The organism is Rugamonas violacea, from assembly GCF_016461825.1.
In the GTDB taxonomy this organism is placed as follows: domain Bacteria; phylum Pseudomonadota; class Gammaproteobacteria; order Burkholderiales; family Burkholderiaceae_D; genus Rugamonas.
Genome location: NZ_JAEMNU010000051.1, coordinates 1 through 25583 on the forward strand (window position 1 = coordinate 1; position 25583 = coordinate 25583).

Here is a 25583-nt window from a genome sequence, read left to right on the forward strand (position 1 = left end):
TGCTGAATAGTGTTTCACTGCCCGTCTTTGCTCCGCCCCCTGTACGATTACGAGAAATCAGATGACGCGACAACTATCCTGACACAGGGGGCAGGCGCAAGACTGGGCTTTGGCAAATGGTGGCTCTGTCGGCTACTGCAACTCTCCATATTGATTTTTGTAAGAACGCATGAACTCAGCCGGGTTCATGCATTTCATATATGACATTACATCGATTTATCGCGGCATCTTCACTGGCAATTTTTGCCTTGGCAATTTTTTTCTTGCTGGATGACAATTCTAGTAACCCGCATAAAATTTCACAGCCCAAGTCCGATATTCGGTTGGCGCAATCAAATTTAGAAAGGGAGCGCGCATCAGGCTTAGGCCCCTCGCCGTTTTCTATCGGAAATCCGGCTTTGCCAAATAAAATTGAACTGATTGCATCCCGAAAACAGACAATGATAGCTGGTGGATACACCACTCCGGATAAATATTTTCATATGGATATTAAAGAATTAATGCCACTTTCCAAAACGGGTGATGCGTTTGCATCACTCCAACTCGGAGAACGCTACTGGAATGAATCCAAAGCACTTGAGTATGATCCAGATATGGATTATTCCGATGCGCCAAAGAAAATTGCCATCAGACATTTTATGGTGGCAATTCGCGAAGGGGCGGGAAATGTCACGGCTATTATTGCAAGGCGCATGCTTGATGACGGTAATATTTTGGAAGCTGCAGCATGGGATATGATATCGCAACAGCATGGTCAAATGGGAAATCAGGCATACTTCATCAACAATCGGGCATTTTTAAAAATGTCGTATGAACAGTTAAATATGGCTCAAAAAAGAGCCGATGAAATTGCTGTTGAACTACGCACTCCGCAATAGAAAATGGATTGCATTACCCCATCAACCGCTGCGCGGCAGGCATGGTCGGCTCACAGATAAAAACGCGGTGCAGCACTTCGGACATATTATGACGTTGCTTGCGCAGGGTATCGAGGCAAGAGCTACCGAGACAAAAATTATTGGTGCCGTCGGCGGTGCGGAAGTGGCGGGAGATTTTCTGCTTGACCTTGGGCATGCGTACTGCCAATTCGACTACGCGGTTGCCATACGGGACGGCGGGGTCCGCAATGAAGAGCAAAATGGCATCGGCATGCAAGAGGAAACGGCGCAGCAAGTTGTGGACCTGAGATTGTTTACTCAGCTTATCACTGTGCTTGCGGATGAGGGATTGAAGTTGTGTTCCTTCGCACACGATCGTCATACAGGTAGAGACGGCGCCGCCGCCGAGCCGATGCTACGCTGCCCCGATCAGTCGCTGAGCATTGAGCAGCAATTCCATTATGACGCCCGACCAAGCTTGGCCAGTCAGACAGTTGCCGCACATAATTCCCCCGCTCCCGCAGAAGATGGGTATTACACAACGCGTACAAGCCATCGTCGAGTTTCCGGCAAGGAATCCAGCAGCCATGCACCAACACGCCAATGTGCTTGGGAAAGATGCCGTGCGCCACCATTACCTCAATACCGCGCTTTTTATGATACTAGATCAAGTAGAAACCTATAGGCACATCCAAGACCAAGCAAGGAGCACGATAACATTGCTTAGGCTACAATAACACGCTTTGCTACGGTCAAAAATGAAGCACCTACTGCTCAGATTGCCGCGCCCCTATCCTCATTCGAACCCATCCATGCCCATTTTCACCTCTATCGCAAATTCCTCGCCATCCACACTACTGCCGCGCCACTGGATCGCCATCGTGCTCGGCTTCGCCGCGCTGGCGCTGCTGGTCATGGCCTGGCGCTGGGGCGGCACGGTCGAGGATTCGCTGGCCTACTTCAACACCGCGCGCTATCTGCGCGGCGACCTGCCGTTTAACGAACTGCGCGCGCCCTTCCCTTACCGCATCCTGGTGCCGGCCATCGCCGCCGCCATGCCGGGCGACTTGCGCAATGCCTTCGCCGCGCTGAACTGGCTGCTGATCACCGGCGCCGCCGGCGTCATCGCGCTGACCGCCGCCCGCCTTGGCTTCAGCCGTGGCCGCGTGATCGGCGCCGGCCTGCTGCTGATCGTCTCCGTGCCGACCTTTTGGTACGCGCCCTATCTGCTGGTCGATCCCGGTTCGATCTTCGCCCGCGCCGTGTTTGTGCTCGGCATCCTGACCGGCCAGCCCTGGTTGGCCGCCGCCGCCGGCATCGTCGGCACCGCCGCCCGCGAAGAAAACATCCTGCTGCTGGTCTGGCTGCTGGCCATGCGCCGCCTGCCCTTCGCCGCCGCGCTCGGCGCGCTGGCCTTGGCCGCCGGCTGGATCGTCGCGCTGCGCTGGTGGCTGCTGCCCGGCCTGCCCAGCTACACCTGGACACCCAGCCTGCACAGCCTGCTCGCCGCCCTCGGCGATGTCCGCTCGCTGGCCTCGCTGGCGACGGCGGCGCTGCTGGTCGTGCCGCTCGCCCTGCTCGGCCGGCGCCACGCCGCCGCCCAGCTGCGCCCGCTCAACAGCCTGCTGTTGCTGATGATCCTGCCGCCGCTGTACGCCGCGCTATCGGTGCGTATCGACGGCCGCATCATCTGGAGCCTGTACCCGATGCTGATTCCCTTCGCCCTGTGCGTCGGCCTGCCGCGCGCCGCCCAGCCTGCGGCGCCGGCCAGCGCCGCGCACGCATGAGCGTGCCGGCCAAGGCGCAGGCCGGCGCGGCGACTCAGCGGCAGTCGCCGCAACAGCCACTACAGCCGCCGCAGCAGCCGCCGCCGCAACCGCCAATCGTGGTCGAGCTCGACGGCAGCTTGATCCGCTCCAGCCTGCTGTGGGAGGCGGTCGCCGTCTTCCTCAAGCAACGCAGCCTGCAGGCGTTCACGCTGCTTTTCTGGCGCCTGCGGGGCCGCGCCGAGTTCGCCCGCCGCCTGTTCGCCGCCGTCGCGCCCGACGCCGCCACGCTGCCCTACGACCGCCAACTGCTCGCCCTGCTCGGCGCCAAGGCCGCCAAGGGCCGCACGCTGGTCCTGGCCAGCGACTCGCCGCACGCCGCCGCCGTGGCGCAGCACCTGGCGCTGTTCGACAGCGTGCTCGACATCTCGCCCGGACGCCGGCCGGAGCAGCTGGCGCATGCCATGCAGGGCCGCCCCTTCGACTACATCGGCCAAGCGCATGGCGCGCCCGCGCTGTGGGCGCAATGCCGCGTCGCCTACCAGGTCGGCCGGACGGCTGCGGCGCAGGCCGACACCGACCACGACCACATCAAGCCGGTTGGCGAAGCGCGCGGCGGTTGGGGCCGGCCCCTGCTGAAAGCGATGCGGCCGCGCCAGTGGATGAAGAACCTGCTGGTGTTCGTGCCCATGCTGGCCGGCCACATGTTGACGCCGGCCGCGCTGGCGCAGTCGGCGCTGGCCTTTGTCGCGTTCTGCCTGTGCGCGTCGAGCGCGTATCTGCTCAACGACACGCTGGACGCCCGCGACGACCGCGCCCACGCCACCAAACGCCAGCGCCCGATCGCCGCCGGCACCCTACCGATCGCCGTCGCGCTCGGCGCCAGCGCGCTGCTGGCCGCCGCCGCCTTGGCGCTGTGCGCCCGCTTCGACGCGCTGCTGACGCTGAGCGTGCTGATCTACTTCCTCAGCACGGTGACCTACTCGATCTATCTGAAGCGCCTGCTGATGGTCGACATCGTGACCCTGGCCATCCTGTTCAGCCTGCGTATTTTGGGCGGCGCCGCCAGCACCCGCATCGAGCCCTCGTTCTGGTTGTTGGCGTTCTCCTTCTTCCTGTTCCTCTCGCTGGCGCTGTTGAAGCGCCACAGCGAACTGTTCAATCTGCACCGGCAGGGCAAGAAGAACACCAACGGCCGCGGCTACACGACGGCCGACAAGGCGCCGATCGGCATGATGGGCATCAACAGCGCCTTCATCTCGGTGTTGATTTTCAGCCTGTACTTCAATTCGGAAAACGTGATCCGGCTGTACCGCCACCCGGCCTTCCTGTTCGCCATCGTCCCCTTGCTGGTATTCTGGCTGGGACGCTTGTGGACCCTGTCCTTCCGTGGCGAGGTCAACGAGGATCCCGTGCTCTACGTCAGCCGCGACCCGGTCAGCCTGGTCGTCGTCGGCCTGTGCGCCGGGCTAGCTATCGCCGCCAGCCTGTAAGCCCAACCACATGAAAGAATAACGATGAATTTTCTGCAGAACGGCCTGTTCTGGTGCGCCCTGGCCGCCGCCGCCAGCGCCATGGCGACCTACCTGATCAAGCTGTCGCACCAGGTCGGCAACGACTGGAACCTGACGCGCCTGGCCTACCTGGGCGGCGCCTGCGCCACCTACGGCCTGGGCTTCATCTGCTACTCGGTGGCGTTGCAAAAAATGCCGATGAGCCTGGCCTATCCGCTGATGACGGCCATGACCATGACCGTCGTCACCATCGTCGGTTGCCTGGCGCTGGGCGAGGCGCTGACCGTCGCCAAGGTGGTCGGCACGCTGGTGATCGCCACCGGCGCCTTCATCCTGTCGCGCTAAACGGCGCCGGCTCAGAGCTGCGGATTGAGCCGCTCGATCTTCGAGTGCAGCTTGTTGAGCGCCGACAGATAGGCCTTGGCCGAGGCGACGATGATGTCCGGATCGGCGCCGACGCCGTTGACGATGCGCCCCGAATGCGACAAGCGCATCGTCACCTCGCCCTGCGACTGGGTGCCGGTGCTGATCGCGTTGACCGAGAACAGCACCAGTTCGGCGCCGCTGGCGGCCTGGCTTTCGATGGCGTTGACGGTGGCGTCGACCGGGCCGTCGCCCTTGCCGCTACAGCTGAACTCCGCGCCGTCGATCGAGAACACCACGGTGGCGCTGGGCGTCTCGCCGGTCTCCGAGCGCTGCGCCAGCGAGACGAAGCGGTAGTATTCCTTGTCGTGCGCCTGCTGCTCGTCGGACACCAGGGCCATGATGTCCTCGTCGAAGATCTCCGACTTGCGGTCGGCCAGCTCCTTGAAACGGCCGAAGGCGGCGTTGACCTCGGCCTCGGAGTCGAGCTCGATGCCGAGCTCCTGCAGGCGCTGCTTGAAGGCGTTGCGGCCCGACAGTTTGCCCAGCACGATCTTGTTGGCGGTCCAGCCGACGTCCTCGGCGCGCATGATCTCGTAGGTTTCGCGCGCCTTCAAAATGCCGTCCTGGTGGATGCCGGAGGCGTGCGCGAAGGCGTTGGCGCCGACCACCGCCTTGTTCGGCTGCACGGCGAAGCCGGTGATCTGCGACACCATCTTCGAGGCGGCGACGATCTGCGTGGTGTCGATGCCGACCTCCAGATTGTAGTAGGCGGCGCGGGTGCGCAGCGCCATCACCACCTCCTCCAGCGCGGTGTTGCCGGCGCGCTCGCCCAGACCGTTGATGGTGCATTCGATCTGCCGCGCGCCGCCGATCATGACGCCGGCCAGCGAGTTGGCGACGGCCAGGCCGAGGTCGTTGTGGCAGTGCACCGACCAGACCGCCTTGTCGGAGTTGGGGATGCGCTCGCGCAGGCGGCGGATGGTTTCACCGAAGATCTCCGGCACGGCGTAGCCGACGGTGTCGGGGAAGTTGATGGTGGTGGCGCCCTCGGCGATCACGCCTTCGAGCACGCGGCACAGGAAGTCCTCCTCGGAGCGGCTGCCGTCCTCCGGGCTGAATTCGATGTCGTCGGTGAACTGGCGGGCGAAACGCACCGCGTTTTTGGCCTGCAGCAGCACCTGCTCGGGCAGCATGCGCAGCTTCATCTCCATGTGCAGCGGCGAGGTGGCGATGAAGGTGTGGATGCGCTTGCGCTCGGCCGGCGCCAGCGCCTCGGCGGCGCGGGCGATGTCGCGGTCGTTGGCGCGCGACAGCGAACAGATGGTCGACTCGCGCACCGCGCCGGCGATCGCCTTGATCGATTCGAAGTCGCCTTGCGAGGCGGCGGCGAAGCCGGCCTCGATGACGTCGACGCGCAGCCGTTCGAGCTGCTTGGCGATGCGCAGCTTTTCCTCGCGCGTCATCGAGGCGCCGGGCGATTGCTCGCCGTCGCGCAAGGTGGTGTCGAAGATAATCAGGCGGTCCGAAGGCTTGTTCATGATTGCTCCATGGCTGTACACAAAAAAACTATTCAGGCCGCCCGCGATGGCGTGCGGCTTAGCGGCGCTCGCTCGGGTCGACCGGCTCGTCGTCGGTCTGGATGATGCTGACCGGCTTGCCCTTGGCCAGGCGCCAGAAATAGACCAGGTAGCCGGACAGGCCGTAGGCGATGAAGATCGGGAACAGCACTTTCGGCGGGTCGATCGACACCAGGGCGAAGGCCAGCGCGATCAGGAACACCGCGATGAAGGGCACCGACTTGCGGAAGTTGACGTCCTTGAAGCTGTAGAACGGCACGTTGGTGACCATGGTCAGGCCGGCGAACAGGGCGATGGCCCAGGACACCCAGGGCAGTTGGATGCCGGGCACCTGCAGGTCGTCCATCAACAGGATGAAGCCGGCCACCAGGGCGGCGGCGGCCGGGCTGGGCAGGCCCTGGAAGAAGCGCTTGTCGACCACCTCGATGTTGGTGTTGAAGCGGGCCAGGCGCAGCGCGCCGCCGGCGCAGTAAACGAAGGCGGCGATCCAGCCCAGCTTGCCCAGGCCGCGCAGCGACCATTCGTAGATCACCAGCGCCGGCGCGGCGCCGAAGGAGACCATGTCGGACAGGCTGTCGTACTGGGCGCCGAACTCGCTCTGGGTGTTGGTCAGGCGGGCGATGCGGCCGTCCAGGCCGTCGAGCACCATGGCGATGAAAATGGCCCAGGCGGCGTGTTCGAATTTTTGGTTCATCGCCATGACGATGGCGTAGAAGCCGCAGAACAGGGCGGCGGTGGTGAAGGCGTTGGGCAACAGGTAGATCCCGCGACGGCGCGGCTTGGCGCCGCCCTCGGCCACCGGCTGGCGCGCGAACTTGCTAAAGCGCGAAGTCTGCGGCGCTTTGGCTGCTGGTGAGGCGCCATTCTTGGCTCTGCGACGGGGAAAGTTTGCCATGGGGTTCCATTTCTAAATACAACGGGCTGAAGTGCAGCGGGCGGTTCGGTAACAGTGCAGATTGCGCCATCATTATAGAGGAGGAGGAAACAAAAAAGGGGGTTCGCGCGGCGCCCGGCCGGTGTTGCTATTTGATCGAGCATGCTGAAAAGCATTGCTCGAAACGGGGCGATGGTGTTTCATAAGCTAGCTCAACCGCAAGTCCTTGCACCCTGAAGGAGTTTCATGTGGAAATCGCCTAGCCCGCCGCCGCCGGGCGCCCTGCCGCAGCTCCGGCGGTTCACGCCGCTCGTCCTGCTCATGCTGTCCATGCTCATGCTGTCCATGCTCCTAGGTGGCGCCGTCCGCGCCGAGGTGCTGCGCGTGGTCTACCCCGCCAACGAGGTGCCCGGCGACGCGCGCTTCGACGACCTGATCGAGATCCTGCACACCGCGCTGGAACGCACGACGGCCGAGGCCGGCCCCTTCGAACTGCGGCCCTCGACGCTGGAAATGAACGAGGCGCGCTACCTGAGCACCCTCAAGCAAGGCCAATCGATCAACATCGCCTGGAGCTCCACCTCGATCGACAAGGAAAGGGACTTGCTGCCCTTGCGCATTCCCCTGCGCAAGGGCCTGCTCGGCTACCGCATCGCCCTGATCGCCCGCGAGCAACAGGCCAGGATAGACCAGATCCGCACGCTGGACGATCTACGCCGTTTCAGCGTCGGCCAGGGCATAGGCTGGGGCGATGTCAAGCTGTACCAGGCCGCCGGCATCAAGGTGGCCCAGGCCGGCTACGACAAGCTGTTCCGCATGCTGACCTTGGGCCGCTTCGACCTGTTCCCGCGCGGCCTCACCGAGGTGTACGCCGAGTACGCGCTGCGCGCGCCCGACGATCCCCAACTGACGGTCGAGAAGAACCTGCTGCTGTACTATCCCTGGCCCTACTATTTCTTCTTCAACCACAAGGACGGCGCGCTCAAGCAGCGCGTCGAAAACGGCATCCGCATGATGTTGCGCGACGGCTCCTTCGACGCCCTGTTCTGGAGGTACAACGGCAAGGCGATCGAACAGGCCAACCTCAAGGGGCGCCGCGTGATCGCCCTGCCCAACCCCATGCTGCCCAAGGAAACCCCGCTGGGCGAGGCCGGCCTGTGGCTCGACCCGACCAAGGAGCCGCCCTAGGACTGCAACAGCGCAGGCGTGGCGAGCGCCTGCGTTCCCCCGTCGACACTTCCCACTAGAAAGGAATGACATGTTCATGCAATTCATCCCCGCCAGGCTGGCAGCGCCCGTCCTCAGCTTGTCGCTGGCCTTGCTGGCCGGCACGCCGGCGGTGCAGGCCGCCGGCGTGAAAGTGGTCTACCCGGCCAACGAGACGGCGGGCGACACCCGCTTCAACGATTTGATGGAGATCCTCCAGGGCGCGCTGGAAAAGACCACGGCCGAGTTTGGTCCCTTCGAGCTGGAGGCGTCCAAGCAGAAAATGAACGAGGAGCGCTACTTGAGCGAGCTGAAGAACGGCGGCGGCATCAACATCGCCTGGAGCTCGACCTCGATCGAGAAAGAGGCCAGCCTGCTGCCGCTGCGCATTCCGCTGCGCAAGGGCATCCTGGGCTACCGCGTCGCCCTCATTTCCAAGGACAACCAGGCCAAGATCGACCAGGTCAAGTCGCTCGCCGAGCTGAAGAAACTGAGCATCGGCCAGGGTGCCGGCTGGGGCGACGTCAAGCTCTACGAGGCCAACGGTTTCAGTGTCAGCACGGCCAAGTACGACGAGTTGTTCAAGCTGACCAACGCCGGCAAGTTCGACCTGTTCCCGCGCGGCATCAGCGAGGCCTTCGCCGAACAGGAGCAGCAGGCCAAGGCCAATCCGAATCTGGTGGTGGAAAAGAATATGCTGATCTACTACCCCTGGCCCTACTACTTCTTCTTCAACAAGGCCGACGCGGCGCTGGAGAAGCGGATCGACGTGGGCATCCACAAGATGATGAAGGACGGCTCCTTCGACGCCATCTTCAAGAAGTACAACGGCAAGGCCATCGAGCAGGCCAATTTCAAGGGGCGCAAGATTTACCGTTTGAAGAACGATCAGTTGCCCAAGGAGACGCCGTACGCCGACACCACGCTGTGGTTCAACCCCAGCGGGCAGTAGTGTTCGGATGGGTGGAGTCAAGGCGCCGGCGCGGCCGGCACACCCCACCGACAAAGAGCCAGGGTCAGACCCGCGGGTCTGACCCTAGTTGTTGCCGCTGGGTTTTTCAGGTGCCGCCACGGCGCTGAAAACCGTCCGCCAAGACGGCAGTGGCGAACATGGCCGGCATGCTGGGGAATTACTTGAACTTGACCTTGCCGACCACGTTCATTTGCAAGGTGGTCTCGCCCGGCTCGAAGCTCGGTTCCTCGACCGGCGCGCTGTCCATCATCTTGGCCGAACGCATCATCATCGGCGCGGCGGCGCCGCCTTCGCGCTGGGCGTAGTTGCCCGAGCCTTCGAAGTCGACCGTGTCGAGCACGGCGTCGCTGAGCTTGCGGCCCATGGCGTTGGCGATCGAGGCGATGCGCTCGTTCAGGTTCTTGTAGGTGGCGGCGATGCGCTGGTCGTCCAGCTTGCGCGTGGTTTCCGGCGTCAGGCCGAACTGGATGCCGTTCAGGGTCAGCACGCGCTGGGCGGCGGCGACGGTCTTCGGCAACGTGGCCAGATTGGTGGTGGTCAGTTGCACGTACTGGCCGACGCGCCAGGCGGTCGGCACGCGGGTCTTCGGCGTCACGCCGTTCGGCAGCGGGCGCTCTTCGGGATACACGGCGTAGGTGTAGTAGCCCTGGGTCTTCAGGCTGGCTTGCGGATCTTCTTTTTTGAGGATCTCGATGCCCTGCTTCATCTTCAGGTTGACGCGCGAGGCGGCGGCGGCCTTGTCCTTGTCGGTCTCTTCGATCGCCAGGGTGGCGACGGCCTGGTCGTTGGCGTGCTTGACTTCACCGTAGGCCGGCACCACCACCAGCGTGCCGCTGGTCGGCAGGGTCTCGGCGGCGAAGGCGTGGTGGACGGACAGCGAGGCGGTCGCCATGGCGGCGGCGGCAACAAGATTTTTCATGCGGGTCATAAACGTTCTCCATAGTTGAAAAAGCGAAAATGGGGCCGAGGCCCCATTGTGCGCGAAACCAGCAGAACTGGTGATAACGTCAACTTTAACCGAATCCGCCAGCCGAAACTGTAAGACATGGTGAGAGTTTGTAACATTTCGCGATTTCAAGCATGCGGCGCCGCCATCCGCGAGGACGGCGGCGCGCCGCGCCGACTTAGTTTTTCGACTGGTCGACCATCTTGTTCTTGGCGATCCAAGGCATCATGGCGCGCAGCTTGGCGCCGACTTCTTCGATCTGGTGCTCGGAGGTCAGGCGGCGACGGGAAATCAGGGTCGGCGCGCCGGCCTTGTTTTCCAGGATGAAGGACTTGGCGTATTCGCCGGTCTGAATGTCCTTCAGGCACTGGCGCATCGCGTCCTTGGTGGCCGAGGTGATCACTTTCGGGCCGGTCACGTACTCGCCGTATTCGGCGTTGTTGGAGATCGAGTAGTTCATGTTGGCGATGCCGCCTTCATAGATCAGGTCGACGATCAGTTTCAGTTCGTGCAGGCATTCGAAGTAAGCCATTTCCGGCGCGTAACCGGCTTCGGTCAGGGTTTCGAAACCGGCCTTGATGAGTTCGACGGCGCCGCCGCACAGAACCGCTTGCTCGCCGAACAGGTCGGTCTCGGTTTCTTCGCGGAAGTTGGTCTCGATGATGCCGGCGCGGCCGCCGCCGTTGGCCGAGGCGTACGACAGGGCGATGTCGCGGGCCATGCCGGACTTGTCCTGGTAGACGGCGATCAGGTGGGGCACGCCGCCACCCTGGGTGTAGGTGGCGCGCACGGTGTGGCCGGGCGCTTTTGGCGCGATCATGATGACGTCCAGGTCGGCGCGCGGCACGACTTGGCCGTAGTGCACGTTGAAGCCGTGGGCGAAGGCCAGCACCGCGCCCTGCTTGGCGTGGGGGGCGACGTTTTCGTTGTAGACCTGGGCGATGTTCTCGTCCGGCAGCAGGATCATGATGATGTCGGCGGCCTTGACCGCGTCGTTCACTTCCGCCACTTTCAGACCGGCCTTCTCGACCTTGCTCCACGAGGCGCCACCCTTGCGCAGGCCGACGGTGACGTTCACGCCGGAGTCGCTCAGGTTTTGCGCGTGGGCGTGGCCCTGCGAGCCGTAGCCGATGATGGCAACGTTTTTACCCTTGATCAGGGAGAGGTCGGCGTCTTTGTCGTAGAAAACTTTCATGATAATTCCTATGTATTTTGTAGTGTGTTGTTCAGGGGAGTCGTACCGGGCGGCGGCGCCGCCCTAGTACTCAGGTCAAACTTTAAGGATGCGTTCGCCGCGTCCGATGCCGGAGCCGCCGGTGCGCACCGTTTCCAAAATCGAGGCGCGGTCGATCGAGTCGATGAACGCGTCGAGCTTGCCCTTGTTGCCGGTCAGCTCGATCGTGTAGGTCTTCTCGGTGACGTCGATGATGCGGCCGCGGAAGATGTCGGCGGTGCGCTTCATCTCCTCGCGTTCCTTGCCCACCGCGCGCACCTTGATGAGCATCAGCTCGCGCTCGATGTGCGCGCCCTCGGTCAGGTCGACCACCTTGACCACTTCGATCAAGCGGTTGAGGTGCTTGGTGATCTGCTCGATGATGTCGTCCGAGCCGCTGGTGACGATGGTCATGCGCGACAGGGTCGGATCTTCGGTCGGCGCCACGGTCAGCGTTTCGATGTTGTAGCCGCGGGCCGAGAACAGGCCGACCACGCGCGACAGGGCGCCGGCTTCGTTTTCCAGCAATACAGAGATAATGTGTCGCATCTTATAAGTCCTCCGAACCCAACAGCATTTCAGAGAGCCCTTTGCCCGCTTTCACCATCGGCCAGACGTTTTCCGATTGATCGGTAATGAAGTTCATGAAGACCAGACGGTCCTTCATGCCGAATGCCTCGCGCACCGCGCCGTCGACGTCGCCCGGTTTTTCGATGCGCATGCCGACGTGGCCGTAGGCCTCGGCCAGCTTCTCGAAGTTCGGCAGCGAATCCATATAGGACTCGGAGTAGCGCGAACCGTAGTCGATCTGCTGCCACTGCCGCACCATGCCGAGGAAGCGGTTGTTGAGCATGATGATCTTCGGCGTCAGGTGGTACTGTTTGCAGGTCGCCAGTTCCTGGATGCACATCTGGATCGAGCCCTCGCCGGTGATGCAGGCGACGGTGGCGTCCGGATTGGCCATCTGCACGCCCATGGCATACGGCAGGCCGACCCCCATGGTGCCCAGGCCGCCGGAATTGATCCAGCGCTTGGGCTTGTCGAACGGGTAGTACTGCGCCGCCCACATCTGGTGCTGGCCGACGTCGGAGGTGATGAAGGCGTCGCCCTTGGTCACTTCGAAGACCTTCTGCACCACCGATTGCGGCTTGATCACCAGGTCGGAGGTCGGATACACCAGGCACTGCTTGCCGCGCCATTCGTTGATCTGCTTCCACCAGTCCTTGACGGCCGGCAGGTTCGGCTTTTGCTCCGCCGCGTCGAGCTGGGCCAGCATCTCGATCAGCACGTCCTTGACGTTGCCGACGATCGGGATGTCGACCTTGACGCGCTTGGAGATCGACGAGGGGTCGATGTCGACGTGGATGATCTTGCGCGGATGCGAGGCGAAGTGTTTCGGGTTGCCGATGACGCGGTCATCGAAGCGGGCGCCGATGGCGATCAGGACGTCGCAATGCTGCATCGCCATGTTCGCTTCATAGGTGCCGTGCATGCCCGGCATGCCGAGGAAGTTCTCGCTCGACGCGCGGTAGGCGCCCAGGCCCATCAAGGTGTTGGTGACCGGGAAGCCGAGCTTGTCGACCAGCTTGTTCAGCTCGGGCGCCGCGTTGGCCAGGATCACGCCGCCGCCGGTGTAGATCATCGGACGTTCGGCTTGCAGCAGCAGCTGCACGGCCTTGCGGATCTGCCCGGAGTGGCCCTTGTCGACCGGCTTGTACGAACGCATCTCGATCTCTTTCGGATACGAGTACGTCGTCTTGTGCATCGAGATGTCCTTCGGGATATCCACCAGCACGGGGCCGGGACGGCCGGTGCGGGCGATAAAGAAGGCTTTCTTGACGGTTTCGGCCAAATCCTTGACGTCCTTGACGAGGAAGTTGTGCTTGACCACGGGGCGGGTGATGCCGACCGTGTCGCATTCCTGGAAGGCGTCCTGGCCGATGGCGTGGCTCGGCACCTGGCCGGAGATCACCACCATCGGAATCGAGTCCATGTAGGCGGTCGACAGGCCGGTGACGGCATTGGTGACGCCGGGGCCGGAGGTCACCAGGGCGACCCCGACTTTTTGCGAGCTGCGCGAATAGGCGTCGGCGGCGTGGATGGCGGCCTGCTCGTGGCGTACCAATATGTGTTGGAATTTGTCTTGCTTGAAGATGGCGTCGTAGATATACAGTACGGCTCCGCCCGGATAGCCGAAGACGTGTTCAACGCCCTCCTCGGCCAGGCAGCGCACCAGTATTTCCGCGCCCGTGATTTGTCCTGCTGCTTCGGTATTCATAAAACATTCCTTTCAAGGTCCATTGGAGATTGATCGGATGCTCTTTCCTAACGAAGTATGCCTACTGCTACAGCTTGCCCTGCTTCCCTTTTTCATGCGTTCACGGCACTTCTTCCGCTACCCATAGATAGCGTGCAAAGCGTCGCTGGACGCAAACTCGTTTGGCCGGATTTTCTGTAGCGGTTGTGCGTACCTCTCGCGCTTGTGGCGCGGGTTAGAGCAAACTGCCTACATATGAAAGCGCGTCGTGTCGATTGCGGCGTTGTGTGCCAGCGGCGACAGACCATAGAGCTTCGGGGTGATCAAAGCGTTCCATACGGTACTACGGGCCATCGATTTGAGCAAGTGGAATTGTGCGAAAGCGCCATTCCGGCTTCGCTTTGACGTAAAAAACATGCGGAAATGGCCAATTTTTGCTAGCATGCGCACAGTTCGCAAAACGCCGCAAGCTCGCATTCCTGGCGCCGCACGCCTCATTCAACCTGAGCCCTCCCGGCAGTATCCCCACGACGCATGGCAACAGACAAAGAATTATCCGACTTCCTCGAAAACGTCGAGCGGCGCGCCTTCAAACAGGCCGTCTACGCAGTGCGCAAGGACGAATCGGCCCTGGACATCGTGCAGGACGCGATGATCAAACTCGCCGAAAAATACGGCGACAAGCCGGCCGCCGAGCTGCCCATGCTGTTCCAGCGCATCCTGCAGACCACCATCCTCGACTATTTCCGCCGCGAAAAAGTGCGCAACACCTGGGTCAGCCTGTTCTCCGGCATGGGCGGCCCCAAGGAAGGCAGCGAGGACTTTGATATACTCGAATCGTATGAGGCGGAACAAGGTTCCGAGGCGTCCGAGTCGAGCGCCGACAAGGTCGAGCGGGCACAAACCTTGCAATTAATCGACGACGAGGTGCAAAAGCTGCCGGCGCGTCAACGGGAAGCCTTCCTCATGCGTTATTGGCAGGACATGGACGTGGCTGAAACAGCCGAAGCGATGGGATGTTCCGAGGGGAGTGTGAAGACACATTGCTCACGCGCAACACACACCCTCGCCGAATCGCTCAAAGCCAAAGGAATCAAATTATGAACACCGACGATCTGAATTTCGCCTACAAGGTGCGCCACGCGCTCAACGAGCGGCTCGACGAGCTGCCGGCCTCGACCACGGACCGCCTGGCGGCGGCCCGCACAGCCGCCATGGCGCGCAAAAAGGCCGACGCGCCCCTGCGCGTGTCCGAACGCGCGCTGGCCAGCGGCGGCGGCGCCGGCTTCTTCTCGCAACCGTTCTCCTGGCTGGGCCGGATGAGCGTGGCCTTGCCGATGCTGGTGTTGGTGGCCGGCATGGTCGGCCTCTACCAGTACGAAGAGCGGGAACGCGTCACCGAGCTGGCCGAGCTGGACGCCGCCGTGTTGTCGGACGAGCTGCCGCTGTCGGCCTATCTGGACCACGGTTTCAACGCCTACCTGACGAAAAGCGAGCAATAAGCATGGCGCGTTTTAGCGGTCGGGCCAAACTGGGCGCGGGATTCGCCGCGCTCGCCGCACTCGCGGTGGCGGGCGCCTCCTGGGTTAGCGCGACACAACCGGCCTCGGCGCCCGCCCCGGCGGCAGTGGCCGCGCCGGCGGCCGGCCCCGCCGGCGGTCTGGCATCGGCCTCGGCGCCGGTCAAGCCGGTGGCTGGCGGCAAACAGCACGCCGCCGTCGCCAAGCCGGCGGGAAAACCCCTGTGGAAAGACCTCAGCCCCGTGCAGCAGCAAGCGCTGCTGCCGCTGGCGGCCGAGTGGAACACGCTGGAACCGTTGCGCAAGCAGAAGTGGCTGGAGATCGCCAACCGCTACGCCTCGATGAAACCGGACGAGCAGGGCCGCGTGCAGGAACGCATGCGCGAGTGGATCAAGATGACGCCGGAGGAGCGCCGCGTGGTGCGGCAGAACTTCGCCGCCACGCAAAAGCTGGTGGCCGGGCAAAAACTGGTCAGCGCCGGACAAAAAGCGGCCCACTGGGAGCAATACCAGCAATTGCCGGAAGAACAAAAGAAACAGCTGGCGGCGCAAGCGGCGATGAAGAAACAGGTCGCCAACGTGCCCACGCCGGCGCAGAACAAGATCAAGACCGTGGCGCCGATCAAGGCCGGCGTGACGATCCCGCCGAACGGCGGCCAGTCCATCCCGGCACCGCTGCCGGCCACCGGCGCCGCGCCGGCGACACAGGCGCCGAACGCGGCCACGCCGGCACCGACCGCCGGCACCACCGCCGCGGGCGCCACGCCATCGACTGCGGCGGCGCCCGCCAACGCCGTCCCCGCCAGCACCCAGGCCACGCCGCCAGCGCCAAGCAATGTCAAATAGTTCCGCGCCGGTCGCCACACCCACCCTTGCACGGCGCCTGATTTCGATGGTCTACGAGACCCTGCTCGGCTTCGCCGTGCTGTTCCTGCCCTTCCTCGTCCTGGAATTGGCCTTGCAAGGCAGTCACAGCAAGCCGGCCGAGCACCTGCGCCAAGCGCTGGCCTTCCTGGTGCTGGGCGCCTACTTCATCCACCAGTGGAGCCGCGAGGGCCAGACCCTGGCCATGCGCACCTGGCGCATCAAGGTGGTGATGGCCAACGGCGACCCGCTGTCGCTGCAGGCCGCCACGGTGCGCTACCTGCTGTGCTGGATGTGGGTGCTGCCGGCGCTGCTGCTCGGCTACTTCCTTGAGCTGCACAAGTGGCAGGCGCTGGGCGCCGTCGGCGTCGGCGTGCTGGTCTGGTCGGCCACCGCCCTGCTCGACCGCGAGCGCCAGTTCCTGCACGACAAACTGAGCGGCACCCGCCTGGTGCAACTGCCCAAGCCGCCGAAGAAGAGCAAGGCCGCCGCAGCGGCATAAATCTGCTGAAAAGCCAAAGGCCGCGATCGGATCGCGGCCTTTTTCCATTGCGGCGCCACTTGCGCCGCCCTGCCCCGCGCCGCTTAGAAGCGCTCGAACTCCTGCAGATAGCGCCACTCGCCCAGCGGCAAGCTGGACATGGCGATGCGGCCGATGCGGATGCGCTTCATCGCCACCACGCTCAGTCCCACCATCTTGCACATATGCTCGATCTGGCCCGGCAACACGCCCTTCAGCGCGAAGCGCAGGCGGGTCTCGTTCTGCCAGCTGACCTTGATCGGCGGCAGCGGCTTGCCGTTGAACGGCAGCCCGTGGTTGAGCAGCGCCAAGCCGTTGTCGACGATGCTGCCGGCGACCTCGACAATGATCTCCTGCTCGACCCGCGCCGCCTCGTCGACCAGCTTGCGGGCGACGCGGAAGTCCTGGGTGAACACCACCAGGCCGCTGGCGGTGCTGACCAGCGGATTGGTCAGCGTCAGGCCGGCAAGGTGGCGCTTGAGGAAGCGCTGCTTGGTGCAAGTCGGCGTGCGCGATTCCAGGCTCAGGCAGCTCAGCGCCGGCGCGCCGTCCTTGCCGATGTCGGCGTTGAAGCCGGCCGGCTTGTGCAGCAGGATGGTGACCGGCAGGATCTCCAGCAAGGTGGCGTCCTTGGCGACGGCGATGGCCTGCTCCTCGCTGACGCGGGCGCCGGCCTCTTCGACGACGACGCCGTCCACGCTGACCCAGCCGCCCTCGATGTACTGCTCGGCTTCACGCCGCGAGCAAGGGAGCATTTCCGACACGCGCTTGGCGAGGCGGACGGTGGAATCTTTGGTGGAGTCTGTCATTGAGTCGAAAAAGTAAACGGAGGGAAAGGCGGTATTGTACCCGCCCGGCGCGCCGCGGGAGGCCGGAACCCGGCGGCCATGCCGTGCAGTTGAGGCGCCGGCGGCCGCCAAAACCACCCAAAGGCAGAGAACCGGGGTCAGACCCGCCGGGTCTGACCCCAGCTTTGCGTCTGTGGGTTTGCTTAATTTAACGCCCGGGGTCAGCGCCCGGGGTCAGCAGCGCCCGGGGTCAGTGCCGACATTCGGACACGAGCTCAAGCGTAGGCCTTAGGCTGGGGTCAGTATAGGCCGGGGTCAGCAGGGTCAGTGCCGACATTCGGACAAATGTCGCTTTGGTAACGAGGGCTCCGCTTGAGCTCGTGTCCGAATGTCGGCACTGACCCCGCCGGCTGCTGCTTGAGCTCGTGTCCGAATGTCGGCACTGACCCCGCCGGCTGCTGACCCCGCCGGCTGCCGACCCCGCAGGCTGATCCCGCCGAAAAAAGGCGGCTGTTACTGGGCGACGGCGGCCTTGGCCAACTGCTCGGTGAAGAAGCGGTTGCCCATCTCCTCCAGGCCCAGCGTCTGCAACACTTCCTGCAGGCGTTCGGTGGGACGCTGGCGCGGCAGGTTCTTGTAGCTGGCGATGATCAACTCGTTCTTCATCGAGTGTTCCCAACCGACCAGCTCGGTCACATTGACCTGGTAGCCGTGCGCTTCCAGTTGCAAACAGCGCAGCACGTTGGTGATCTGGCTGCCGAACTCGCGGGTGTGCAGGGGATGGCGCCACAGCTCGGTCAGCGCGCTCTTGCCCAGCGACTTGGCCTTGTTCTTCTTCAACACCGTGGCCACCTCGGCCTGGCAGCACGGCACTAGCACCATGAAGCGGGCCTTCTTCTTCAAGGCGAAGTGGATGGCGTCGTCGGTCGCGGTGTTGCAGGCGTGCAGGGCGGTGACCATGTCGATGCGCTCGGGCAGCAGCGTCGACTCGGTCGACTCGGCCACCGACAGCGGCAGGAAGGACATGCCGGGGAAGTTGAATTTCTTGGCCAGCTCCTGCGACTTGGCGACCAGCTCTTCGCGCGTTTCGATGCCGTAGATGTGCGAGCCGTCGTCGAGCGCCTTGAAGAACAGGTCGTACAAAATGAAGCCGAGGTAGGACTTGCCGGCGCCGTGGTCGACCAGCGACACGCCGGCGCCGCCGTCGGCCCGCACTTCCTTGAGCAGCGGTTCGATGAACTGGTACAGGTGGTAGACCTGCTTGAGCTTGCGGCGGCTGTCCTGGTTCATCTTGCCGTCGCGGGTCAGGATGTGCAGCTCTTGCAACAGCGCGACCGATTGGCCTTCGCGGATCTCCGGCATCGCTGCCGCGCTGGTGGTGACGGGCACGGCGCCCTTGGCGGCCTTGGCCGCCGGCTCAGCGCGCTTCATCGATCCACGCCGCCTGGATCGCTTCCAGGACCTTCTCGCCACCACGGCTGTGGTCGTCGTCGAAGCCGTCCAGATCCACCACCCAGTTGTGCAGGTCGGTGAAGCGGATGGTCAACGGATCGATGTCCGGATGTTTGTCGTACAGGGCTTCCGCGATCGCGGTGATGTCGGTCCATTTCATCGCTCGTTCCGGTCTCAGTGACCGCCCTCGCTGGCATGGTTGATGGTGTACTTGGGAATCTCGACCACCAGGTCCTGGTCGGCCACCACGGACTGGCAGGACAGGCGCGACACCGCTTCCAGGCCCCAGGCCTTGTCGAGCAGGTCTTCCTCGGTCTCGCTGGCTTCGCTCAGCGAGCTGAAGCCCTCGCGCACCAGCACGTGGCAGGTGGTGCAGGCGCACGATTTCTCGCAGGCGTGCTCGATGTGGATGTCGTTCTCCAACATGATGTCGCACAGCGTCTTGCCGGCGGGGGCGTCGATCACGGCGCCGTCGGGGCACAATTTGGGATGGGGCAGGAATACGATTTGTGGCACTTGTGTTACCTCTGTGATGTTCTGAATTAAACGACCTGGTCCAGCGTCTTGCCGGCCAGCGCGCTGCGCACGCTGCGGTCCATGCGGCGCGAGGCGAAGTCTTCGGTGCCGTTGGCCAGCGCCTCGACGGCGGCCTTGATGCCGGCGTGCTCCAGCGTGCCGGCCAGCGAGGCGGCGACGGCGGCGCGCACCTGTTGCATCAACGCGTCGACGGCGACGCGCTCGGCGGCGTCGAGCAAGTTGCCGTCCTCGTCCAGCGCGGACTGGGTGGCCAGCAGGATGCGCTCGGCCTCGACCTGTTCCTCGCGCAGGGCGCGGGCGACCATGTCGACGTCGGCCGACTGGTAGGAGTCTTGCAGCATGCGGGCGACGTCGTCGTCGCCCAGGCCGTAGGACGGCTTGACGCTGATCGAGGCCTCGACGCCGGAGCGCAGCTCGCGCGCCGAGACCGACAGCAGGCCGTCGGCGTCGACCTGGTAGGTGATGCGGATGCGCGCGGCGCCGGCGACCATCGGCGGGATGCCGCGCAGCTCGAAGCGGGCCAGCGAACGGCAGTCCGTCACCAGCTCGCGCTCGCCCTGCAGCACGTGCACGGCCAGGGCGGTCTGGCCGTCCTTGAAGGTGGTGAATTCCTGGGCGCGGGCGCAGGGGATGGTCGAGTTGCGCGGGATGATCTTCTCGACCAGGCCGCCCATCGTCTCGATGCCCAGCGACAGCGGGATGACGTCGAGCAGCAGCCAGTCGTCGCCGGCGGCGCGGTTGCCGGCCAGCAGGTTGGCCTGGATCGCCGCGCCCAGCGCGACCACCTTGTCGGGGTCGATGTTGGCGTGCGGGATGGTGTGGAAGAACTCGCCGACGGCGCGCTGCACGTGCGGCATGCGGGTGGCGCCGCCGACCATGACCACGCCGTCGACGTCGTCAACGTCGACGCCGGCGTCGCGCAGGGCCTTCTTGATCGCGTTCATGGTCTTGCCGACCAGGTGCTTGGTGATCTCCTGCAAGGTCTGGGCGGTCAGGCGCAGGTGGACTTCCTCGCCGGAGTTGAGCACGGCGTCGACGGTCACCTCGTCCTTGTTCGACAGCAGCTCCTTGGCCTCGCGCGCCTTGACCATCAGGATCGCCGTGTCCTCGTCGGACAGCGGGGCCAGCTTTTCCTGCTCGTGGATCCAGCAGAACAGGCGGTGGTCGAAGTCGTCGCCGCCGAGGGCCGAGTCGCCGCCGGTCGACAGCACCTCGAAGACGCCCTTGCTCAGCTTGAGGATGGAAATGTCGAAGGTGCCGCCGCCCAGGTCGTAGACGGCGAAGATGCCTTCCGAGGCGCTGTCCAGGCCGTAGGCGATGGCGGCGGCGGTCGGCTCGCTGAGCAGGCGCAGCACGTTGATGCCGGCCAGCTGGGCGGCGTCCTTGGTGGCCTGGCGCTGGGCGTCGTCGAAGTAGGCGGGCACGGTGATGACGGCGCCGACCAGGTCGTCGCCGAGCGAATCCTCGGCGCGCTGGCGCAGCGTGGCCAGGATCTGCGCCGAGATTTCGACCGGGCTCTTGATGCCGGCGATGGTCTTCAGTTGCACCATGCCGGGCGTGTCCTGGAAGTCATACGGCAGGTTCTCGGCGTAGGCGATGTCGTGCAGGCCGCGGCCCATGAAGCGCTTCACCGAGACGATGGTGTTCTTCGGATCGGTGGTCTGCGCGGCCTGCGCCTTGTAGCCGATGTTGGCGTGGCCGTTGGGCAGGTAGCGCACCACGGACGGCAGCAGCGGGCGGCCCTCCTCGTCGTTCAACACTTCGGGGATGCTGTTGCGCACGGTCGCCACCAGCGAGTTGGTGGTGCCGAGGTCGATGCCCACGGCCAGCCGGTGCTGGTGCGGCGCGGTCGACATGCCTGGTTCGGAGATTTGCAGAAGTGCCATGTATATTTCGTGCCTTGCGGCTCAGATTGACTCGGATTGAATTGGGGCGTCGGGGAAGATGGCGGCGGGCCGCCTCAGACATCCTCGAACAGCTGGAAGACGCTATCGATTTCCTGTTGCATCTTGTCGAGGAACATCAGGGCGCGCACGCCCTGGGCGGCGCCATGGAAGTCGCCGGCGTCGAGCTGCTGGCCGATGCCGAGCAGCTGCGCCTTGCGTTCCAGCCGCATGTCGCGGTCGAGCGCCTCGAGGGCGGCGGCGTCCTTGCCGGCGCGCGCCTCGGCCAGCGCCTCGCGCCATTCCATCTGCTGCATCAGGAAGGCCATCGGCATGGCCGTGTTCGACTCCGTTTGCAGGTCCACACCGTTCAGCTCGCACAGGTACCGGGCGCGCTTCTGCGCGTGCTTGAGCGTCTGGTAGGCCTCGTTGGCGCGGGTGGCCCACTGCATGGCGACGCGCTTCTCGGCGTCGGTGGCGTTGACGAACTTGTCCGGGTGGACGCGGCTCTGCACCTCGCGGTAGGCGGCGTCGAGGGCGGCGCCGTCGACGGCGTAGCGCTGCGGCAGGTGAAACAGGTCGAAGTGATTTTGCATGGCTGGGGTCTATCGGGTCGGGCCGCCCGCTGCTGCATCCGGCAGACCGCCACAGCGCATCGGCGGCGACGCGCTCAAATGCGGAAGCTTTCGCCGCAACCGCAGGCGTCCTTCAAATTGGGATTGTTGAACTTGAAGCCCTCGTTGAGGCCTTCGCGCGCGAAGTCGAGCTCGGTGCCGTCCAGGTAGGGCAGGCTCTTCGGATCGACGAAGACCTTCACGCCGTGCGATTCGAAGACGCTGTCCTCGGCGGCCACCTCGTCCACATACTCAAGCTTGTACGCCAGGCCGGAACAGCCGGTGGTGCGCACGCCGAAGCGCAGGCCGACGCCCTTGCCGCGCCGCTCGATGTAGCGGGTGATGTGTTTCGCTGCTTTTTCGGTCAGTGTGATTGCCATTCGTTTCTCCGTCCCGGCCCCGCGCGCTCGCGCCGGGCCGGTGTAACACAATACGCTACTACAGGTCGCTTAATGCCACCTCGAATAACCGCCAAATTGTCGTTCCCGCATAGGCGGGAACCCATGCTGAGCCAATGGGCGTAAGGGGTATGGATTCCCGCCTGCGCGGGAATGACGGTTTTTCGAAGTTCCCTTAAGCGGCGACCGGGTGCTTGGTCTGGTAGTCCAAAACCGCCGCCTTGATGGCGTCTTCCGCCAGGATCGAGCAGTGGATCTTGACCGGCGGCAGCGCCAGCTCTTCGGCGATCTGGGTGTTCTTGATGGCCAGCGCCTGGTCCAGGGTCTTGCCCTTGACCCATTCGGTGACCAGCGAGCTCGAGGCGATGGCCGAACCGCAGCCGTAGGTCTTGAACTTGGCGTCCTCGATCAGGCCGTCGGCGCCGACCTTGATCTGCAGCTTCATCACGTCGCCGCAGGCCGGCGCGCCGACCATGCCGGTGCCGACGCTGTCGTCACCTTTTTCGAAGGCGCCGACGTTGCGCGGGTTTTCGTAGTGGTCCAACACTTTTTCTGAGTAAGCCATTTTGATGCTCCTAATATTTCTGAATTCGATGAAAACGCGATGTGGCAGCCGGCTCAGCCGAGCTTAGTGCGCGGCCCACTGGATCGAGCTGATGTCGATCCCCTCTTTGAACATGTCCCACAGCGGCGACAGCTCGCGCAGCTTGGCGACCTTGGCCTTCATCAGCTCGACGGCGAAGTCGATGTCGGCCTCGGTGGTGAAGCGGCCGATGGTGAAGCGGATCGAGCTGTGCGCCAGTTCGTCGCTGCGGCCCAGGGCGCGCAGCACGTACGACGGCTCCAGGCTGGCCGAGGTGCAGGCCGAACCGGACGACACCGCCAGGTCCTTGACGGCCATGATCAGCGACTCGCCCTCGACGTAGTTGAAGCTGACGTTCAGGTTGTGCGGCACGCGGTGTTCCATGTCGCCGTTGACGTAGGTTTCTTCGATGCCTTGCAGGCCGTTGGCCAGGCGGTCGCGCAGCGCCTTGATGCGCACGATCTCGCTGTCCATCTCGACCTTGGCCAGGCGGAAGGCCTCGCCCATGCCGACGATCTGGTGGGTCGGCAGGGTGCCCGAGCGCAGGCCGCGCTCATGGCCGCCACCGTGCATTTGCGCCTCGATGCGCACGCGCGGCTTGCGGCAGACGTACAGCGCGCCGACGCCCTTCGGGCCGTAGGTCTTGTGGGCGGTGAAGGTCATCAGGTCGACCTTGCTCTTTTGCAGGTCGATGAGCAGCTTGCCGGTGGCCTGGGCGGCGTCGCAGTGGAAGATGATGCCGCGCGCGCGGCACAGCGTGCCGATCTCGTCGATCGGCTGGATCACGCCGATCTCGTTGTTGACCAGCATCACGGAGATCAGGATGGTGTCCGGACGGATGGCGGCGGTCAGCTGTTCGATGGTGATCAGGCCGTTGTCCTGCGGCTCCAGGTAGGTGGCCTCGAAACCGACCCGCTCCAGTTCGCGCACGGTGTCGAGCACGGCCTTGTGCTCGGTCTTGACGGTGATGATGTGCTTGCCCTTGGTCTTGTAGAACTGGGCGGCGCCCTTGATCGCCAGGTTGTTGCTCTCGGTCGCGCCGGAGGTCCAGATGATCTCGCGCGGGTCGCAGTTGACCAGGGCGGCGACGTGGCCGCGCGCCTCTTCCACCGCCGCTTCCGCCGTCCAACCGTACATGTGGCTACGCGAGGCCGGATTGCCGAACTGCTCGCGCAGATACGGAATCATCATGTCGGCGACGCGCGGATCGACCGGCGTCGTCGCCGAGTAGTCCATGTAGATCGGGAAATGCGGGGCGGTGTGGAACTGAACCTGCGCGACGTTTTTTTCAGGGGCATTCATCTAAATAACTCCAATGCTTTCAAGCAGCCTAATGTCCGATAGTTAACCAAGCGCGGCGTGGTTGCGATGCAGCACCACCACGTTTTGTTCGGCGTTCTTTTGTTTCTGTTGGTCGACCAGATCCTGCAGCGAGACCGAATCCAGGTAATCGACCATTTTCTCGTTCAGCGTGGCCCACAGCTCGTGGGTCATGCAGCGCGTGCCGCTGGCGGCGTCGGCGCCGTGGCAGTTTTCCTTGCCGCCGCACTGGGTGGCGTCGAGCGGCTCGTCGACGGCGATGATGATGTCGGCCACCGTGACCTTGTCGGCCCGGCGCGCCAGGCTGTAACCACCGCCCGGTCCGCGAATCGACTCGACTATTTCATGCCGGCGCAGCTTGCCGAACAACTGCTCCAGGTACGACAGGGAGATGGCCTGACGCTGGCTGATGCCGGACAAGGTGACCGGGCCTTTGCCTTGGCGCAAAGCCAGATCGATCATCGCGGTCACAGCAAAACGGCCTTTGGTGGTCAGACGCATCGCTACCTCGGTTCAACTCGGTTAAAATATCGTCTTGCAACCCATCAAAGCCTGATTAGTTGAACGATTTAGTCAAGTATACCAAACTTTGACGTATCGCGTCGGATGGCCCCACGCTTTGCCGGCCCTTTCAGCGCGCCGTTGGCGCCCCTCCCCGCCCGCCGCCGCCCTTGCGCGCCCTGGCGCGCCCTTGCACCTCCTTGCGTCTCAATCCGCCCGCAGCAGCCGCATCGGCCCGAACAACGCATGCATGCGCGGGTTGCCGATGAAACTCAGGTTGTAGGGATGCTCCGCCACGATCTGCGGAAACTTTTGCATCACCGGCAACTTATTCAACTGCTCGGCGATCTTGCCCCACAGCACCGCCGTCGGCGTCGGCGCCGCCTGGCGCGCCAGGCCGGCCATCACCGTCTCGAAGAAGGGCAACCAGGCCTTGGCGTCGCGCAGCGGCGCCACATGGCCGCGGAACACCAGCGAGGCGTTGAGCAGCAGAAAGCCTTGGCCGATCAGCTTGGCTTGCAATTCGGCCAAGGTCTGGATGGCGGCGCCGCCGCGGGCACGCTCGGCCACCGCGGCCAGCGCGGCGCCGGCGGTGTTGTCCGCCAACAACTGACCATCGGCAACCAGTAGCATCTTCATAAAGTTGCGCAGCGAGGTGGCCTTGTTGACCGGCTTGGACAGGCCGCCGCCCGGCTCGGCCGACCACAGGCTGCCGACGGCGCCGTCCATGAAGCAGACGCCGGTGGCGCTCTCGGCGCGCGGATACGGCCCCTCGCCCACCAACACATAGCGCACCCGCTCCAGCGGCAGGGCGAAGGCGGCGAACAGGCGTTGCCCGGTGGGCAGGTAGTCGTCGAGCGCCAAGTCGGCCAGATAGGCCGGGTCGGCGGCCTGCACCGCCCGCAGGCCGTCCGTCAGAATGGTTTGCCAGGAGGCGTGGGCGTGCGACAGCGCGGCGAGGATGGGGCTCGGGATGGTCATTGCGGAAAGAGTCGGTGGCGGCGGGAAAGGACAAATTGTAGCGCAATCAAGAA

The 25583-nt window shown here is 63.9% G+C and carries 28 protein-coding genes; 11 read left to right on the forward strand and 17 right to left on the reverse strand.

What is annotated here, in order from left to right; genetic code table 11:
• Positions 1-200: 200 nt before the first annotated feature.
• The 5 genes from H7U20_RS11060 (at position 201) to H7U20_RS11080 (ending at position 4503) form a co-directional block, all read left to right on the forward strand.
• Positions 201-878 (forward strand): hypothetical protein, encoded by a 678-nt coding sequence (locus H7U20_RS11060; protein WP_199759209.1) that lies wholly within the window; start codon positions 201-203, stop codon positions 876-878.
• Positions 844-1563 (forward strand): hypothetical protein, encoded by a 720-nt coding sequence (locus H7U20_RS31090; protein WP_233410673.1) that lies wholly within the window; start codon positions 844-846, stop codon positions 1561-1563. Before H7U20_RS11060 ends, H7U20_RS31090 begins: the two co-directional genes overlap by 35 nt.
• A 127-nt stretch (positions 1564-1690) precedes the next feature.
• The gene (locus H7U20_RS11070; RefSeq protein ID WP_199759211.1) at positions 1691-2665 is read left to right on the forward strand and encodes a hypothetical protein; all 975 of its coding nucleotides are present in this window, start codon (positions 1691-1693) and stop codon (positions 2663-2665) included.
• The gene (locus H7U20_RS11075) at positions 2662-4137 is read left to right on the forward strand and encodes a UbiA family prenyltransferase (RefSeq protein ID WP_199759212.1); all 1476 of its coding nucleotides are present in this window, start codon (positions 2662-2664) and stop codon (positions 4135-4137) included. The genes H7U20_RS11070 and H7U20_RS11075 overlap by 4 nt, the downstream gene beginning before the upstream one ends.
• A gap of 24 nt (positions 4138-4161) precedes the next feature.
• Positions 4162-4503, forward strand: coding sequence for a DMT family transporter (locus H7U20_RS11080; RefSeq protein ID WP_199759213.1), 342 nt, complete (start codon positions 4162-4164; stop codon positions 4501-4503).
• An 11-nt stretch (positions 4504-4514) separates the two neighbouring features.
• Here H7U20_RS11080 and H7U20_RS11085 read toward each other — a convergent pair whose 3' ends face one another.
• Both H7U20_RS11085 and pssA read right to left on the reverse strand, forming a co-directional pair.
• Positions 4515-6062, reverse strand: a complete 1548-nt coding sequence (locus H7U20_RS11085) for a 2-isopropylmalate synthase (RefSeq protein WP_199759214.1) — start codon at positions 6060-6062, stop codon at positions 4515-4517.
• 58 nt (positions 6063-6120) lie between these two features.
• A complete protein-coding gene (gene pssA, locus H7U20_RS11090) occupies positions 6121-6996 on the reverse strand; it encodes a CDP-diacylglycerol--serine O-phosphatidyltransferase (protein ID WP_199759215.1) in 876 nt (291 codons plus the stop codon).
• 225 nt (positions 6997-7221) lie between these two features.
• On the opposite strand from pssA, the gene H7U20_RS11095 reads away from it, so the two are divergent.
• The gene (locus H7U20_RS11095) at positions 7222-8163 is read left to right on the forward strand and encodes a substrate-binding periplasmic protein (protein ID WP_233410674.1); all 942 of its coding nucleotides are present in this window, start codon (positions 7222-7224) and stop codon (positions 8161-8163) included.
• A gap of 76 nt (positions 8164-8239) precedes the next feature.
• The gene (locus H7U20_RS11100) at positions 8240-9133 is read left to right on the forward strand and encodes a substrate-binding periplasmic protein (protein WP_199759216.1); all 894 of its coding nucleotides are present in this window, start codon (positions 8240-8242) and stop codon (positions 9131-9133) included.
• A gap of 178 nt (positions 9134-9311) precedes the next feature.
• On the opposite strand, the gene H7U20_RS11105 is transcribed toward H7U20_RS11100, so the two are convergent.
• From H7U20_RS11105 to H7U20_RS11120, 4 genes are all read right to left on the reverse strand, one after another.
• Positions 9312-10082 (reverse strand): SIMPL domain-containing protein, encoded by a 771-nt coding sequence (locus H7U20_RS11105; protein WP_199759217.1) that lies wholly within the window; start codon positions 10080-10082, stop codon positions 9312-9314.
• Between the two features lie 196 nt (positions 10083-10278).
• A complete protein-coding gene (ilvC, locus tag H7U20_RS11110) occupies positions 10279-11295 on the reverse strand; it encodes a ketol-acid reductoisomerase (RefSeq protein ID WP_199759218.1) in 1017 nt (338 codons plus the stop codon).
• Between the two features lie 75 nt (positions 11296-11370).
• On the reverse strand, positions 11371-11862 hold the full coding sequence (gene ilvN, locus H7U20_RS11115) for an acetolactate synthase small subunit (RefSeq protein ID WP_073212990.1): 492 nt from the start codon (positions 11860-11862) through the stop codon (positions 11371-11373).
• Between the two features lies 1 nt (position 11863).
• Complete coding sequence (locus H7U20_RS11120; RefSeq protein WP_199759219.1) at positions 11864-13591, reverse strand: acetolactate synthase 3 catalytic subunit; 1728 nt, start codon at positions 13589-13591, stop codon at positions 11864-11866.
• A gap of 513 nt (positions 13592-14104) precedes the next feature.
• Between H7U20_RS11120 and H7U20_RS11125 the strand changes: the two genes are divergently transcribed.
• Genes H7U20_RS11125 through H7U20_RS11140 form a run of 4 tightly spaced genes read left to right on the forward strand, consistent with a single transcriptional unit; the run spans position 14105 to position 16455 of the window.
• Positions 14105-14674: an RNA polymerase sigma factor gene (locus tag H7U20_RS11125; protein ID WP_199759220.1), complete on the forward strand. Its 570-nt coding sequence runs from the start codon at positions 14105-14107 to the stop codon at positions 14672-14674.
• On the forward strand, positions 14671-15072 hold the full coding sequence (locus tag H7U20_RS11130; protein WP_199759221.1) for a DUF3619 family protein: 402 nt from the start codon (positions 14671-14673) through the stop codon (positions 15070-15072). Before H7U20_RS11125 ends, H7U20_RS11130 begins: the two co-directional genes overlap by 4 nt.
• A 2-nt stretch (positions 15073-15074) precedes the next feature.
• Positions 15075-15935: a DUF3106 domain-containing protein gene (locus H7U20_RS11135; protein WP_199759222.1), complete on the forward strand. Its 861-nt coding sequence runs from the start codon at positions 15075-15077 to the stop codon at positions 15933-15935.
• Positions 15925-16455, forward strand: a complete 531-nt coding sequence (locus tag H7U20_RS11140) for an RDD family protein (protein WP_199759223.1) — start codon at positions 15925-15927, stop codon at positions 16453-16455. Before H7U20_RS11135 ends, H7U20_RS11140 begins: the two co-directional genes overlap by 11 nt.
• 83 nt (positions 16456-16538) lie before the next feature.
• On the opposite strand, the gene H7U20_RS11145 is transcribed toward H7U20_RS11140, so the two are convergent.
• The 11 genes from H7U20_RS11145 to H7U20_RS11195 form a co-directional block, all read right to left on the reverse strand.
• Complete coding sequence (locus H7U20_RS11145) at positions 16539-17282, reverse strand: rRNA pseudouridine synthase (protein WP_199759224.1); 744 nt, start codon at positions 17280-17282, stop codon at positions 16539-16541.
• Between the two features lie 492 nt (positions 17283-17774).
• Positions 17775-18692: a class I SAM-dependent methyltransferase gene (locus H7U20_RS11150; RefSeq protein WP_199759225.1), complete on the reverse strand. Its 918-nt coding sequence runs from the start codon at positions 18690-18692 to the stop codon at positions 17775-17777.
• Positions 18679-18873, reverse strand: coding sequence for a Fe-S cluster assembly protein IscX (iscX, locus tag H7U20_RS11155; protein ID WP_199759226.1), 195 nt, complete (start codon positions 18871-18873; stop codon positions 18679-18681). Before iscX ends, H7U20_RS11150 begins: the two co-directional genes overlap by 14 nt.
• Before the next feature lie 14 nt (positions 18874-18887).
• Positions 18888-19229, reverse strand: a complete 342-nt coding sequence (gene fdx, locus H7U20_RS11160) for an ISC system 2Fe-2S type ferredoxin (protein WP_199759227.1) — start codon at positions 19227-19229, stop codon at positions 18888-18890.
• A gap of 26 nt (positions 19230-19255) precedes the next feature.
• Positions 19256-21136, reverse strand: a complete 1881-nt coding sequence (hscA, locus tag H7U20_RS11165; RefSeq protein ID WP_199759228.1) for a Fe-S protein assembly chaperone HscA — start codon at positions 21134-21136, stop codon at positions 19256-19258.
• Positions 21137-21210: 74 nt separating this feature from the next.
• Entirely contained in the window at positions 21211-21729 is a 519-nt protein-coding gene (gene hscB / locus H7U20_RS11170) for a Fe-S protein assembly co-chaperone HscB (RefSeq protein ID WP_199759229.1), read from the reverse strand.
• Positions 21730-21803: 74 nt separating this feature from the next.
• Positions 21804-22127, reverse strand: a complete 324-nt coding sequence (gene iscA, locus H7U20_RS11175) for an iron-sulfur cluster assembly protein IscA (protein WP_093389523.1) — start codon at positions 22125-22127, stop codon at positions 21804-21806.
• 193 nt (positions 22128-22320) lie between these two features.
• Positions 22321-22710: a Fe-S cluster assembly scaffold IscU gene (gene iscU / locus H7U20_RS11180; RefSeq protein WP_020702063.1), complete on the reverse strand. Its 390-nt coding sequence runs from the start codon at positions 22708-22710 to the stop codon at positions 22321-22323.
• Between the two features lie 63 nt (positions 22711-22773).
• Positions 22774-24030: an IscS subfamily cysteine desulfurase gene (locus H7U20_RS11185; RefSeq protein WP_199759230.1), complete on the reverse strand. Its 1257-nt coding sequence runs from the start codon at positions 24028-24030 to the stop codon at positions 22774-22776.
• Between the two features lie 42 nt (positions 24031-24072).
• The gene (gene iscR, locus H7U20_RS11190; RefSeq protein WP_199759231.1) at positions 24073-24549 is read right to left on the reverse strand and encodes a Fe-S cluster assembly transcriptional regulator IscR; all 477 of its coding nucleotides are present in this window, start codon (positions 24547-24549) and stop codon (positions 24073-24075) included.
• A gap of 207 nt (positions 24550-24756) precedes the next feature.
• Entirely contained in the window at positions 24757-25530 is a 774-nt protein-coding gene (locus tag H7U20_RS11195) for a uracil-DNA glycosylase family protein (protein ID WP_199759232.1), read from the reverse strand.
• Positions 25531-25583: the final 53 nt, after the last annotated feature.